At 71.0% G+C, this 14,735-nt stretch carries 10 protein-coding genes; 8 read left to right on the top strand and 2 right to left on the bottom strand.

Annotated features, from left to right (window positions below; genetic code table 11):
- Positions 1-4 precede the first annotated feature (4 nt).
- On the bottom strand, positions 5-1,333 hold the full coding sequence (locus G408_RS13485; protein ID WP_051282689.1) for a peptidase MATCAP family protein: 1,329 nt from the start codon (positions 1,331-1,333) through the stop codon (positions 5-7).
- A 66-nt stretch (positions 1,334-1,399) separates the two neighbouring features.
- Here G408_RS13485 and G408_RS0106445 point away from each other — a divergent pair, with 66 nt between their 5' ends.
- The 7 genes from G408_RS0106445 (at position 1,400) to G408_RS13475 (ending at position 11,643) form a co-directional block, all read left to right on the top strand.
- The gene (locus tag G408_RS0106445) at positions 1,400-3,730 is read left to right on the top strand and encodes a SpoIIE family protein phosphatase (protein ID WP_028770438.1); all 2,331 of its coding nucleotides are present in this window, start codon (positions 1,400-1,402) and stop codon (positions 3,728-3,730) included.
- Complete coding sequence (locus G408_RS0106440) at positions 3,727-4,113, top strand: STAS domain-containing protein (RefSeq protein ID WP_051282688.1); 387 nt, start codon at positions 3,727-3,729, stop codon at positions 4,111-4,113. The genes G408_RS0106445 and G408_RS0106440 overlap by 4 nt, the downstream gene beginning before the upstream one ends.
- 109 nt (positions 4,114-4,222) lie before the next feature.
- Positions 4,223-6,502: an NADP-dependent malic enzyme gene (locus G408_RS0106435; protein ID WP_028770436.1), complete on the top strand. Its 2,280-nt coding sequence runs from the start codon at positions 4,223-4,225 to the stop codon at positions 6,500-6,502.
- A gap of 64 nt (positions 6,503-6,566) precedes the next feature.
- Entirely contained in the window at positions 6,567-6,986 is a 420-nt protein-coding gene (locus G408_RS0106430; protein ID WP_028770435.1) for a universal stress protein, read from the top strand.
- A gap of 110 nt (positions 6,987-7,096) precedes the next feature.
- The gene (gene aceE, locus G408_RS0106425) at positions 7,097-9,781 is read left to right on the top strand and encodes a pyruvate dehydrogenase (acetyl-transferring), homodimeric type (RefSeq protein WP_028770434.1); all 2,685 of its coding nucleotides are present in this window, start codon (positions 7,097-7,099) and stop codon (positions 9,779-9,781) included.
- 21 nt (positions 9,782-9,802) lie between these two features.
- Positions 9,803-10,858 carry a class I SAM-dependent methyltransferase gene (locus G408_RS13480; RefSeq protein ID WP_156890074.1) on the top strand — a complete coding sequence of 352 codons (1,056 nt, stop codon included), beginning with the start codon at positions 9,803-9,805 and terminating at the stop codon, positions 10,856-10,858.
- 11 nt (positions 10,859-10,869) lie between these two features.
- A complete protein-coding gene (locus tag G408_RS13475; protein WP_051282704.1) occupies positions 10,870-11,643 on the top strand; it encodes a pseudouridine synthase in 774 nt (257 codons plus the stop codon).
- Here the strand turns inward: G408_RS13475 and G408_RS13470 are convergent.
- Positions 11,630-12,832 (bottom strand): aspartyl/asparaginyl beta-hydroxylase domain-containing protein, encoded by a 1,203-nt coding sequence (locus G408_RS13470; protein ID WP_051282686.1) that lies wholly within the window; start codon positions 12,830-12,832, stop codon positions 11,630-11,632. The genes G408_RS13475 and G408_RS13470 overlap by 14 nt on opposite strands.
- Positions 12,833-12,925: 93 nt before the next feature.
- On the opposite strand from G408_RS13470, the gene G408_RS15410 reads away from it, so the two are divergent.
- A complete protein-coding gene (locus G408_RS15410) occupies positions 12,926-14,728 on the top strand; it encodes a tetratricopeptide repeat-containing sulfotransferase family protein (protein WP_028770433.1) in 1,803 nt (600 codons plus the stop codon).
- Positions 14,729-14,735: the final 7 nt, after the last annotated feature.

Raw genomic sequence — 14,735 nt, 5'->3', positions numbered from 1 at the left:
TGCCTCAGCGTTCCTGGGCACGCGGCTCCGAGGGACGAACGCCGAAGAGCTGCGGCACCGCATCGAGGTTGTCGATGTCCACCCGGTCGAGGCGGATGGTGTTGGCGAACAGCGAGAAGGCCAGCAGGCCGGCGAGGCCTCCCGCCCGGCGCGCCCAGGGCGGCAGGTGGCGGGGTGGGGCGATGGCCCCGCTCTCGAAGGCGGGCTCGAGGTCGAACACGTCCTCCAGCGTCATCTTCCCGGCGAACAGCCGGTGGGTGAGGGCGAGGCGGCGGTGCTTCAGGCACCAGCGGAAGAAGGTATGCACCCGCACCAGGCCGGCGAGGTAGACGCCGTCCTTGGTGAAGGCCGCGCCACCGGTCACCGGCACGCCGCGGAAGATGCGCGCCGCCGAGGCGAAGCTCTCGGTCTCGCGCTGCCCGGCCTCGAGGAAGAAGCGGAACACGTCGATGAAATCGGCGCCGCGCAGGGCCATGTCGATGGCGAGAATGCGCAGGCTGATGCGCTTCATGCGCTCGATGTCGATATGGCCGGTGATCAGCTCGGCGAAGGTGGCGAGTCCCTCCTGGGTGGCGATGATCCGCGGCGAGGTGCGCGAAAGTGAGGCGAAGTGCGGCTGCGCCCGGCCATTGAGGGCGGTGAGGGTGTGCACGAAGGCCTCGTGCTCGCGCAGCTGGTGCACGTCGTATTCGCTGAATGCGGCGCCCTCGCGCAGACGGATGCGGGTAGGGCCGGCGGCGGCCTTGGCGATCAGGTCGGCATCCAGTTCCACCGCCACTTCGCCGGGGCCGAAGAAAGCGTCCATGTCGGCCTGCAGCCGGTCGCGCACCTCGGTGGAGGGGATGCGCACGTCGTCGGTGTCGGCATCCCGCAGTTCGGCGTCCAGCTCGTCGGCGATGCGCACGAAGTGCAGGGCGGCATCGAGCCCGGAGACCTCGCCGCCGGGCAGGGGGTCGCCGGGGCGGCCGAACAGGCGGATCGAGTGGTCGGTGACCGCCGCCGTGCCCACCGCCTCCAGCAGCTGGGCGGCGGTGTGCCAGCTCTCGCAGCTGCGGCGCAGGTAGAGGCCGAGCGGCGAGTCGACGTCGCAGGCCTCGCCGATGGCGCGCAGCTCGGCGCGCACGTCCGCGAGGTCCTCGGGCTCGTATTCGGGTTCGGGAAGGCGCAGCACGCCGCGCCGCCAGCGTTCGAGGAAGGCCACCTGCACCCGGCGCTTCCAGCTCACCGCCTGCAGCAGCCGCAGCCGCCGCGTCGCCCGCACCAGGCGGGCGTCGAGGTCGGCATGGTGCGCGAGCTCGGATCGGGTGGCCACGGCGGGCGGTCCATCGGGCATGCCGGCCAGCATACGCCCCCCGCGCCCCGTTGACCGGCCGGGCGCCGGGCCGCAGCCTTGGCGCCCATGACCGCCCTGCTCCCCGACCCGCCCGCGCGTCCCCGCTGGCACCACAGCCTGCAGACGCGTTTCGCGCTCTGGTTCGGCGTGGCCGGGGCGCTGGCGGCGGTGGCCGGCGGCATCGCCCTCTACCGGGTGGCCGAGGCCCGGGCGCTGGAGGCCGCGGGCGCCAGCCTGGTCGAATCGCTGCGCCGCACCGGGGTCGAGGGCCGCGCCCTGCTGCAGGCGGTGGACGTGGGGGCGGCCACCCTGGCCGGGGCGGTGCCGGGGATGCGCGGCGATGCCGCCCAGACCCTCGCCCTGCTCGATGCCGTGGTGCTGGCCGATCCGAACGTGGCCGGTGGCCTGGTGGCCGCCGAGCCTGCCGTCTCGCCGCTGCCGGGGCGGCACTGGGCGGTGTACGCGGCGAAGCAGGGGCGTGGCGTGGTGCACCGCGACCTGATCGGCGAGCGCGGCATCGACGTGCCGGCCCAAGCCTGGTACCGCGAGACCCTGGCCGCCCGCGGGCCGCGCTGGTCGCCGCCCTACTTCAACGAGACGGCGGGCGGGCGCTGGATGGTGACGCTCAACCGCCCGCTGGCGCCCAGCAACGGGCAGCCCTCGGGCATGGTGAGCCTCGACGTGCCGATCGACCGCTTCAACGCCCTGCTCGATCCCTTCCGCAACGATCCCCGGCTGCGCGCCGTCCTGCACAAGGGGCCAGTGTGGATCGGCGATTCGGACTGGGTATCGGTGGGAACGCCGCCGCCGGCCCTGCCAGAACTGGATGCCCTGCTCACCACGGCGCGCCAGCAGGCCAGGCCGGGCGAACTCGTCGCCCTCGGGCAGGGGCGGCGCGGGGCCCATGCCAGCATCGACGGCGACTGGGGCCTGCTCCTGGTGCTCGACGAGGCGGCTACCCTGGCTCCCCTGCGCGAAGTGGCCTGGCGCTTCGCCGGCGGCACCGTGGTGCTGATCGGCCTGCTCGCCCTGCTGGGGAACGCCCTGTCGCGCGGCATCACCCGGCCGATGGTGCAGCTCGGCGAGGCCGCCCGCCGCCTCGCCCAGGAAGGCTTCGCCATGCCCACCGCCCTGCTGGTGCGGCGCGACGAGGTGGGCGAGCTGGCGCGGGTGCTGGATGGCGCCGATGCCGCCCTGCGCCAGCAGATGGCGCAGACCCAGCGGCTTGCCCAGGAGCAGCAGAAGCTCGACAGCGAGCTGCGGCTCGCCCACGACCTGCAGCAGTCGATGCTGCCGCCGGCCACCGCGGTCGACGTGCACGAGGGCCACCTCGACATCCATGCCGTGCTGAAGCCGGCCAAGAGCGTGGGCGGCGACTTCTACGCCTTCCACCCGCGCGAGGACGGGATGCTGTGGTTCGCCATCGGCGACATCAGCGACAAGGGCGTGCCGGCGGCCCTGTTCATGGCCCGCACGGTGGCCGTGCTGGAGGCCACCGCCCGCAACACCGATTCCCCGGCCCTGATGCTGGCCCGCGCCGCGCCACGGCTCGCCGAAGGCAACGAGAGCTGCATGTTCGCCACTGCCCTGTGCGGGCTGGTGGACCCGCACACCGGCATGTTCGAGCTGGCGAGCTCCGGCCACGAGCTGCCCTTCATCGTCCGCGCCGACGGGCGGGTCGAGCTGTTCGAGATGGAGACCGGCGCTCCGCTCGGCATCGATCCGGAGGCCTATGGCGAGGGTCACGCCGGCATGCTCGCCCCCGGCGACTGCCTGTTCTGCTTCACCGATGGCGTGACCGAGGCCCGCAACCGGCAGGGCGAGCTGTTCGGCGAGGCCCGGCTGCGCGAGGTGCTGGCGCAGCCCGGGCGCAATGCCGAGCAGCGCATCGCCGACGTGGTGGCGGCCGTGGAGGCCTTCGCCGCCGGGGCCGAACCGGCCGACGACGTGACCGTGCTGGCGGTGGGCCTGGTCGCCCCGGAGCAGCCGGCCAGCGATCCGCTGCATTTCTCCATCTGGCCCTCCGGCCTGCGGGCGATGAACCGGGCGATCGACGAATGCCTGGCCCGCCATGGCATCGACGCCGAGGGGCAGTCGGACGTGCGCCTGGTGCTGGAGGAGCTGCTGGCCAATGCCATCGACCATGGCGGCGCGGTGGACTGCACCGTGGACCTGAGCTTCACCGAGCGCACCATCACCCTGCGCATCGTCGATGACGGGATGCCCTTCAATCCGCTCGATACCCCCGATCTCGAGCTCGATGCCGAGGACCTCGACCGCCCGATCGGCGGCCTTGGCATCCATCTCATCAAGACCATGAGCCTCGACGCAGTCTATGCTCGCGAGGGCGACCACAACCGGCTCACTCTCGTTCTTCCCAGGAATCCGCCGACATGAGCGACGATCTTCGCATCTCCATCGAAGGCAGCGGCCCGAAGCGCACCTGCGCGCTCGCCGGCCACCTCGACACCCATACCTACCAGATGGCCGATTCGGCCCTGGAGCCGGTGCTGGCCGACCCGTCGGTGAGCCTGCTGGTGCTCGACCTCTCGGAACTCGATTACATCAGCTCGGCCGGCCTGCGCACCGTGTTCCGCGCCCGCAAGACCCTCGGGGCGCGGGGCGGCAAGGTGGTGGTGGCCAATCCACAGCCGCAGATCCGCAAGGTCTTCGACCTCGTCAAGGCCGTGCCCTTCTCCGAGATCTTCAGCTCGATGGACGAGGCCGACGCCTATCTCGATGCCATGCAGAAGCGGGTGCTCTCGGGCGAGGACGACTGACCTTTCCGGGCCGTCTGCCGGCCCCTGCCCGCCGCTTCCCGTACGCCGCCGTCGCCAGCCCTCCCCGGGGCATGGCTAGAATGCGGCTCGCCTTTCCATGCCCGCTCCGATGTCCGACCAAGACGCGTTCAAACAGGCCGCCCTCGACTACCACCGCCAGGCGCCGGCCGGAAAGATCAAGGTCATGCCGACCAAGGCGCTGGTCACCCAGCGCGACCTCTCGCTCGCCTATTCGCCCGGCGTGGCCGCGGCCTGCGAGGCGATCGTGGCCGATCCCGCCACGGCGCGGGACTACACCGCCCGCGGCAACCTGGTGGCGGTGATCTCCAACGGCACCGCGGTGCTCGGTCTCGGCGACATCGGCCCGCTGGCCGGCAAGCCGGTGATGGAGGGCAAGGGCGTGCTGTTCCAGAAGTTCGCTGGCATCGACGTGTTCGATCTCGAGGTGGCGGAGAAGGACCCCGACCGGCTGGTGGACATCATCGCCTCTCTGGAGCCCACCTTCGGTGGCATCAACCTCGAGGACATCAAGGCCCCGGAGTGCTTCATCGTCGAGCGCAAGCTGCGCGAGCGGATGAAGATCCCGGTATTCCACGACGACCAGCACGGCACCGCCATCATCGTCGGCGCCGCCATGCTCAATGCCCTGCATGTCGTCGGCAAGAAGATCGATGAGGTGAGGCTGGCGGTGAGCGGGGCCGGGGCCGCCGGCATCGCCTGCCTCGACATGCTGGTCTCGCTCGGCGTGCGCCCGGAGCACATCCTGGTGGTCGACCGCGAGGGCGTGCTGCACACCGGTCGCACCGACCTCAACGAGGGCACGGTGCGCTATGCCCGCGACACGCCCTTCCGCAGCCTGGCCGAGATCGTGCGTGGCGCCGACGTCTTCCTCGGCCTTTCCGCCGGCGGCGTGCTGAAGCCAGAGATGGTGGCGACCATGGCGCCGCGGCCGATCATCTTCGCGCTGGCCAACCCCACGCCCGAGATCCTGCCGGAAGCGGCCAAGGCGGTGCGCCCCGATGCCATCATCGCCACCGGCCGCAGCGACTATCCGAACCAGGTCAACAATGCGCTGTGCTTCCCCTACATCTTCCGCGGCGCGCTCGACGTGGGGGCCACCACCATCAACGAGGCGATGAAGCGCGCCTGTGTGCTCGCCATCGCCGAGCTGGCCCGCAAGGAAGCCACCGATCTCGGCGGCGCCTATGGCGGCGAGCCGGTGCAGTTCGGCGCCGAATCGCTGATTCCCCGGCCCTTCGACCCGCGCCTGCTGGTCTCGCTGGCCCCGGCGGTGGCCGAGGCGGCGATGGCCTCCGGCGTGGCCACCCGGCCGCTCGACATCGCCCAGTACCGCGACCGCCTGAGCCAGTGGGTGTTCCGCACCGGCCTGATGATGAAGCCGGTGTTCGACCGCGCGCGCGCGAACCGGCAGCGCGTGGTCTATGCCGAGGGCGAGGAGGAGAACGTGCTGCGCGCCGTGCAGACGGTGGTGGACGAAGGACTCGCCTTCCCGATCCTGGTCGGTCGCCCGGCGGTGATCGAGCGCCGTATCCAGCGCCTCGGCCTGCGTATCCGCCCCGGCGTGGATGTCGAGGTGACCAACATCGACGATGACCCGCGCTTCAACGAATACTGGCAGCTCTACCACCAGATCATGGCCCGCAAGGGCGTGACCCCCTCGGCGGCCAAGGCCATCGTGCGCGGCCGCGACACGGTGATCGCCGCCCTGATGGTGCGCCGGGGGGAGGCCGATGCCATGCTCTGCGGCATCGTCGGCCGCTATGCCCGCAAGCTGCGCTACGTGCGCGAGATCCTCGGCCTCGATGCCGGCAGCAAGGCGCTCTCGGCGATGTCGGCGGTGCTCAACGACAAGGGCGTGTTCTTCTTCGCCGATACCCATGTGCAGCCCGACCCCAGCGCCGAACAGATCGCCGACTGCGTGCAGCAGGCGGCGTTCCGGCTGCGGCTGTTCGGTGTCTCGCCGAAGGTGGCGCTGGTTGGCCACTCCAACTTCGGCAGTTCCGACGCGCCCTCGGCGCAGAAGCTGCGCGAGGCCCTGTGCCTGCTGCACGAGCGCGACCCGAAGCTGGAAGTGGAGGGTGAGATGCACGCCGACCTTGCCCTGGACGAAGAGGCCCGCGAAAGAGTGTTCCCGGACTCGCGCCTGAAGGGCCGGGCCAACCTGATGGTGTTCGCCAACATCGACGCCGCCAACGCCGCCTATAACCTCACCCGTTCGATGACCGACGGCGTTGGCCTCGGCCCCATTCTGATGGGACTTGGCAAAGCGGCACACGTGCTTACGCCATCGGCCACCATCCGCCGGATCGTCAACATGACTGCGGTAGCAGCAGTGGATGCGCAGATCCGAGCCGAGCGCGCTGCTTGACCAGCGTCAAATCGCTGTCGTGTCGCAGCGCTAGCCTACGGCAGGAAGTCACGGGAGAAGAGCGATGAAGGTTCTGGTGGCGATGGATGGCAGTGCTCATGGCCTCAGGGCGCTCGATTACGTTCTTTCCAAGCCGCAGATGTTCGCGGCTGCTGAACTCGTGCTGATGCATGTTGCTCTGCCACTACCGCCGCGTGCGGCGGCAGCCGTGGGGGCAGAGGTCGTCGCCGCCCAGCACGCACACGAGCATGAAGAGGCAATGCGTGCGGCCAGACAACGGCTGGCGGATTCCGGGCTGCGTGCACGGGAAGTGCTCGAAGTGGGAATGCCAGGGCCGGCCCTGGCGGCTGAGGCAGAGCGTGGCGGCTATGACTTGGTGGTGATGGGGTCTCACGGTCATGGCGCGGCACTCGGGCTGCTGCTTGGCAGCACGGTGAGCAAGGTGCTCGCCGCGAGCCGGGTGCCGCTGCTGGTCGTTCGTTGACGGCCCTGTTTCACGGCAATCGTATGCACCAGGAGTCTGCCCTGCCTGTGGGGAGAAGGGGGCTGTTAGACTTTCTGCTCTAGTTTCTTTTTGCGGCGGAGCAGGCTGACATGAACTGGTTGCAGGACGTCCTGGCGAACGATATCGACCCGACCGAAACCCAGGAATGGCTGGAATCGCTGAAGGCGGTGATTGATGCCGACGGCCCGGAGCGCGCCCATCATCTGCTCGAGCGCATGGTGGAGTTGACTCGCCGTGCGGGCGCGCATCTGCCTTTTGCTCCTACCACCGAGTACATCAACACCATCCCGCCGCACCTCGAGGCCAAGAGCCCGGGCGATGCGCAGATGGAATGGCGGCTGCGCTCGCTGATCCGCTGGAACGCCCTGGCCATGGTGGTACGGGCCAACCGCAAGCCCGGGGAACTCGGCGGCCACATCGCCAGCTTCGCCTCGGCGGCCACGCTCTACGACGTCGGCTTCAACCACTTCTGGCGCGCGCCGAGCGAGCAGCACCCGGGAGACCTGCTCTACATCCAGGGCCACAGCGCGCCCGGCATCTATGCCCGTGCCTTCCTCGAAGGGCGGCTCACCGAAGAGCAGCTCGACCACTTCCGCATGGAGGTCGATGGCAAGGGCATCTCGAGCTATCCCCACCCCTGGCTGATGCCGGACTTCTGGCAGACGCCCACCGTGTCGATGGGCCTTGGTCCCATCGCCGCCATCTACCAGGCGCGCTTCTGGAAGTACCTCGAGGCCCGCGGCCTGATGCCGGCCTCCGACCGCAAGGTGTGGTGTTTCATGGGCGATGGCGAGTGCGACGAGCCCGAGAGCCTCGGTGCCATCTCGCTGGCCGGTCGCGAGGGCCTCGACAACCTGGTGTTCGTCATCAACTGCAACCTGCAGCGTCTCGATGGCCCGGTGCGCGGCAACGGCAAGATCATCCAGGAACTCGAGGGCGTGTTCCGCGGCGCCGGCTGGAACGTCATCAAGGTGATCTGGGGCAGCTACTGGGATCCGCTGCTGGCCAAGGACAGCAACGGCACCCTGAAGAAGCTGATGATGGAGACCGTCGACGGCGAGTACCAGAACTGCAAGGCCTTCGGCGGCGCCTATACCCGCGAGCACTTCTTCGGCAAGTACGAAGAGACGAAGCGCATGGTGGCCTCGCTCTCCGACGAGGACATCTGGCGCCTCAACCGCGGCGGCCACGACCCGCACAAGGTGTATGCCGCCTACCACGCCGCGGTGAACCACAAGGGCCAGCCCACCGTGATCCTCGCCAAGACGGTGAAGGGCTACGGCATGGGCAAGGCCGGCGAGTCGATCAACATCACCCACCAGCAGAAGAAGCTGGACGATGCGGCGGTGAAGGCCTTCCGCGACCGCTTCAACATCCCGGTGAGCGACGAGGACCTGCCCTCGGTGCCCTTCTACCATCCCGGCCCGGACTCGCCCGAGGTGCAGTACCTGAAGGCGCGCCGGGCCGCGCTCGGCGGGCCTCTGCCGCAGCGCCGCAGGAAGGCCAGCCAGTCGCTGCCGGTGCCCGCGCTGTCCGCCTTCGAGCGCCTGCTGAAGAGCAGCGGCGAGCGCGAGATCAGCACCACCATGGCCTTCGTGCAGGCGCTGAACGTGATCCTGCGCGACAAGGTGGTGGGTCCGCGCACGGTGCCGATCATCTGCGACGAGGCACGCACCTTCGGCATGGAAGGCCTGTTCCGCCAGATCGGCATCTACTCGCCGCACGGGCAGAAGTACAAGCCGGTGGACGCCGACCAGCTGATGTTCTACCGCGAAGACGAAGCCGGGCAGGTGCTGCAGGAGGGCATCAACGAGGCCGGCAGCTTCGCCAGCTGGATGGCGGCCGCCACCAGCTACAGCACCAACGACGTGCCGATGCTGCCGTTCTACATCTTCTATTCGATGTTCGGCTTCCAGCGCGTGGGCGACTCGGCCTGGCAGGCCGCCGACATGCGCGCCCGCGGCTTCCTGCTCGGCGCCACCGCCGGTCGCACCACGCTCAACGGCGAGGGCCTGCAGCACGAGGACGGCCACTCGCACCTGCTGGCCGGCAACATCCCGAACTGCCGCCCCTACGACCCCACTTTCGCCTATGAGGTGGCGGTGGTGCTGCAGCACGGCATGCAGCGCATGCTCACCGAGCAGGTGGACGAGTACTACTACCTCACCCTGATGAACGAGAACTACGCGCACCCGGACATGCCGGAAGGCGCCGCGGAAGGGATCATCAAGGGCATGTACCTGCTGAAGGATGCCGGCAAGCCGAAGAAGGGCGAGCTGCGCGTGCAGCTGATGGGCTCGGGCACCATCCTGCGCGAGGCGATCGCCGCCGCCGAGCTGCTCGACCGCGAGTTCGGCGTTTCGGCCGACATCTGGAGCTGCCCGAGCTTCACCGAGCTGCGCCGCGACGGCTTCGACTGCGAGCGCTGGAACCGTCTGCATCCGGAGGCGAAGACGCCGCGCAAGGCCTATGTCACCGAGCTGCTGGAGGGCCGCCAGGGCCCGGCCATCGCCGCCACCGACTACGTGCGCCAGTACGCCGACCAGATCCGTGCCTTCGTGCCGATGCGCTACACCGTGCTCGGCACCGACGGCTTCGGCCGTTCGGATACCCGTGCCAACCTGCGCCGCCACTTCGAGGTCGACCGCCACTACATCGCCCATGCCGCCATCGCGGCGCTGGCGGCCGAGGGCAAGATGAACGCCAAGGACGTGGCCCGGGCGATCAAGACCTTCGGCATCGACCCGGAGAAGGCCAACCCGATCGGCGTCTGACCGTCGCGGGAGCGGCGCCGCATGCTTCCCCCGAACGCCGGCACGGCGTTGCAGGCGGCCCTGCCGCAGGTGCTGGCCGGGCTGCCTGCCACGGCCGCGGTGCGTGTCTTCCGCGCCCTGCCCGGTCTTGCCGCGGCCCTGCCGCCCGGCCTTCGCCTCTCCTTCGCGCAGGGCATGAAGCCGCTGCATGACGCCCTGCGGGCCGAAGGGCGCGGACCGGTCGATGACGGGCTCGCCGAACCCGCCGGGCTTCCTGCCCCTTCGCTCGCCCTGCTGCTGCTGCCGCGCTCCCGCGAGGAAGGCAGGGCGCTGCTGGCACGGGCCGTGTGCGGGCTGGCGCCCGGCGGCCGGGTGCTGGCGGCGGCGCTGAACGAGGAAGGTGCGAAAGCCTTCGAGAGGGATCTCGCGGCCCTGATGCCCTTGGGGGGCGTGCTCAGCAAGGCCCATGGCCGCGCCTTCTGGACCCGGCCGCGACCGGCCGTGCTGGACGCCGCCTCACGGGCGCTGGCGGAGCGCTGGATCGCCGCCGACGCCCCGCGGCATGACGTGCACACCGGCCTGTGGACGCGCCCCGGGGTGTTCAACGAGGGCCGGCTCGATGCCGGCTCGGCCCTGCTCATCGCGCATCTTCCGGCGAGCCTGCGTGGGCGGGTGGCCGATCTCGGGGCCGGCAGCGGCCTCTTGGCACGGGCGGTGCTCGAGCGCTGCCCCGGCGTCACGGCGCTCGCGCTCTTCGAGGCCGAGGCCCGGGCCCTCGACCTGGCGCGGCGCCATCTCGCGGCTGCCCGGGTGCCGGTGGGCGTCCACTGGCATGACGTGGCCGGCGGTGTGCCGGGGCGTTTCGACGCCATCGTCTGCAACCCGCCCTTCCATGTCGGCTCGCGCGGCGTGCCGGCGCTGGGCAAAGCCTTCATCGCCGCCGCGGCCCGGGCGCTCACCCGCGAGGGGCAACTCCTGCTGGTGGCGAACCGCCACCTGCCCTACGAAGAGGCCCTGCTCGAGGCCTTCGCCCGCAGCGAACGGCTGGCCGAGCAGGGCGGCTTCAAGGTGTATCGCGCCTGGGAGCCGAAACGGTGAGCGGCAAGCCAGTGAAGCTGCGGCAGTACCTGCAGGCGCTGGGTTACGGCACGCGGCGTGAGGTGGAGGCTCTGATCGCCGCAGGGCGCGTCACGGACGCGGCGGGGGGGGCCCTGTACGTGGATGACGAGGTGGGCGAGGGCGCTCCGGCCCGCGGCGGTCATCGACTGCCGCATGCGGCGCTGCGCCTCGATGGCGCGCCGCTCGACCCGGCCCCGGGCCTCTTGGCGGCCCTGCACAAGCCGGTGGGTGTCACCTGTTCTACCAAGGATCCCGGGCGGCTCGTCTACGACCTGCTGCCGCCGCGCTGGAAGCGCCGCGATCCGATCGTCTCGCCGGTGGGGCGGCTCGACAAGGACACTTCGGGCCTGCTGCTGCTCACCGATGATGGCCCGCTGCTGCACCGCCTCACCCATCCGCGCCGGCATCTGCCCAAGGTCTACCGCGTCCGCCTCGCCGAAGCGCTGCGCGGCGACGAGGCCGCGCGCTTCGCCGCCGGCACCCTGATGCTGGAGGGAGAGACCAAGCCCCTGCTGCCCGCCGCGCTCGAGGTGCTGGGCGAACGCGAGGCCCGCCTCACCCTGCACGAGGGCCGCTACCACCAGGTGCGGCGGATGTTCGCCGCCACCGGCAATGCCGTACTGGCCCTGCACCGCGAAGCCATCGGCGGGCTCGCCCTGGACGCGCTCGGCCTCGCCGCCGGGGAGTGGTGCCTGCTCGATGCGGCGCAGCGGGCCCTGCTGCTGCCGGGCGAGGCGCGCGGCTTAGGCCCTAGGCGCGGTTGAAGCGCCCGATGCCCTCGACCAGGGCGGCGAGTGCCTCGCGCTCCGGGGGCTCGAGATCCGGGTGCCAGGTATCCATCAGCAGGATGATCCGCACGCGGTCGCTGCGGTTCCAGGCCTCGTGCAGCCACGTGTCGTCAAATACCAGCACCTCGCCCTCGCGCCAGGCATGGGTGAGCCCGGCCACGTGCAGGGCGCAGTCCCGCGGCACCACCAGCGGCAGGTGCACCACGAGTCGGGTGTTGGTGACCCCGTGGTGCGGCTTGATGTGGGTGTCCGGGCCAAGCAGCGAGAAGCAGATCTCCGGGGCGTGGTCGGCGATCCGCACCAGGGGCAGGGCCTCGATGGCCGCCGAGGTGGCCGGGCAGGCGGCATGGACCGACCCGAAGCGCCGACCGTCGCGGTAGAAGAAGCGCGCCTCCCAGCGGGGCTCGGCGCCGCCGAGGTAGTCGCCGGGATCCTCGCCCTCGCCGAAATGCAGGAAGGATTCGCGGGCATCCTCGACGCAGGCCGCGAGCGCCTCGGCGCGGATCGCGTCGGTGCGGGCCTCGAGGGCCTCGATCCATGGAAAGCGTGAGCGGGGATGGATGCGGTCCTCGGCCAGGCCCGGCAGGAACAGGAAGCGGGCCTTGCGGGCGGGATCAGAGGGCGCCGGCGGCGCGTGCCCGAGGTAGGCCTCGAGCCAGGCGCGGATGCGCGCGAGGGCAGGGCGGCCGTGGGCCTCCTCGAAGGGGCGGAGCAGGGCGTCCAGCAACTGCCGGCGCTCGGCATCCACGAGGTCCATCGCCGCCAGCACCAGCGGACGAAGCCCGGGTGGCGTGCTGCCGGCATCGCGCCAGCGGCCCTTGGCCTGGGCCCGGGTCAGGGCCCGGAAGCCCTGCCGCGCGGCTTCGAGCCGCTCGCCCTGCGCGAGCAGGAGGCGGGCGAGGTTGAGATGGGCGAGTTCGGGCTCCGGGTCGGCGGCCAGGGCCTCGCGCAGCCGGGCGATGCCCGCCTCGCGCTCCCCGGCCGCGGCGAGCGCGATGCCGAGATTGCGCCGCAGCACGGCGCGCAGGGCGGCATCCGCCCCTGCTCCCAGCCCGGCCTCGGCCTCTTCGATGAGGCGCACGGCGTCGCGCGGGCGCCCGGAACGCATGGCCTGCCCGGCATGGACCATCAGGGCCTCGAGAGGTGGCTGGACGGATTCCGTCATGTCGGGGTGCCGGGCAGGAGGCGCCTAGAATACGTGCCTTCCGCCGCAGCCCGGGATCGCCCTGCCGTGAGTCTTCCGCCCGCCCCTCCTCCGGTGGCGCGTCTTTACGAATACTTCGCCGCCGGGCACTGGGACGAGGCCGAGGCCGGGGCACGCCAGCGCCTCGCCCATTGGCCCGAGGAGATCCCGACCCGGCTCGTGTTGGCCCTGGCCCTGAGCGCCCGGCGCCGGCCCGACGAGGCCCTGCCGCATTTCGAGTGGCTGGCGTCGGTCCAGCCGGAGGAGCCGGCCCATTGGGTGAACCTTGGGCATTGCCTCTGTGAGCTCGATCGTGCGGTAGACGCGCTGGCGCCGCTCGAGCGCGCCGAGCGGCTCGGGGCGCGGGACGAGGCCTTCCTGCTCGCAATGGTGCGGGCCCTGCTCGCCCATCAGCGCGTGGCCAGCGCCCGTCCGCTTGCCGAAGCCCTGGTGCGCCGGGCTCCGGATGACCCGGAGGCGGTCCTGCTGTATGTCCGCACCCTGCTGGCCAACGAGGAACCCGAGCTGGCCGCCGAGGCGATGGCGGCCTTTTCCGGGCGCCCGCTCGACCCCGAGCCGGCTCTCGAGGCTGGCCACCTGCTGCTGGAAATCGGCCTCTACGAAGACGCCCTGGCGCGCTTCCGCGAGGCGGCCGCCGCCAACCCGGAACAGGTCGAGGCCAGGCTCGGCATCGCCTCGGCCCTGGAGCGGCTCAACCGGGTCGATGAAGCGGTCGCGGTCTTCGCCACGGTTGCGGGCGTGGCGGAGGGCGAAGGCCGTATCGCCGAACTCGCCCTCGAGCTGGACGCCCAACTGGCGGCCCGTCGCGGCGAGCACGGGCGCGCCATCGCCGGTTACCGCCGGCTCTGCGCGCGTTCGCGCGACCTCGCCGCCCGGGGCGATCTGCATCTCAAGCTCGCCCGGAGCCTGGCTGAAGCCGGTCGGGCCGAGGAAGCCATTGCCGAGGCGGGCGAGGGCCATCGCCTGAAACTGGCCCGCGTGCGTGCCGCGCATGCCGGCATGCCGCCCGGAGAGCGCCTGCTGGCGGTGCTGGACGAGCCCGTGCCGCCGGTGGGCCGCTTCCACGATGCCGGGCCCGTGGGGGCTCCCCCGGATCCGGTCTTCGTCGTCGGCTTCCCGCGTTCCGGCACCACCCTGCTCGAGCAGCTCCTGGATGCCCACGAGGCCCTCGCCTCTTTCGACGAGCAGCCCTTCCTGCACCGGCTCGTCACCGAGCTCGAGCGCGGAGGAGTGCCGTACCCGGCGGCGCTCGCCGGCCTCGACAGGGCGCTTGCCGGGCGGCTCCGCGGGCGCTACTTCACCGAGGTCGGCCGCAAGCTCGGTGAGGCCGGCGGGCGGCGGGCGGTCGACAAGAATCCGCTCAACCTCGTGCGCCTGCCGCTGGTAGCCGCGCTGTTCCCGCAGGCCCACGTCATCCTCGCGCTTCGCCATCCCTGCGACGTGGTGCTGAGCTGTTTCATGCAGAACTTCCGTTCGCCGGCCTTCGCAGTCACTTTCGCCACGCTGGAGTCCACGGCGGCGATGTACGCGAAGGTGATGGCGCACTGGCAGCGCAATGCCACGGCGCTCGGCCTGCCAGTCCACCTCCTGCGCTACGAGGCGCTGGTGGCCGACGTGGCCGGCGAGGGTCGGCGACTGTTCGATTTCCTCGGCCTGCCCTGGGACGACTCTCTGCTCGCCTTCACCGAGCGTGCCCGGGCGAAGGGCGCGATCAGCACGCCGAGCTACGCCCAGGTGGTACAGCCGGTGAACCGCCGGGCCGTGGGGCGCTGGCAGGCCTACCGCACTGCCTTCGAGTCCTCCGGGGCGTTGCGCCTGCTCGGGCCCTGGATCGAGGCCTTCGGCTACGAGGCATGAAAAAAGC

Origin of the sequence: Silanimonas lenta DSM 16282, assembly GCF_000429065.1 — a bacterium.
Lineage (GTDB): Bacteria > Pseudomonadota > Gammaproteobacteria > Xanthomonadales > Xanthomonadaceae > Silanimonas > Silanimonas lenta.
The sequence above is the reverse complement of the archived record's forward strand: the minus strand, read 5'-3'. Positions and strand labels throughout refer to the sequence as shown.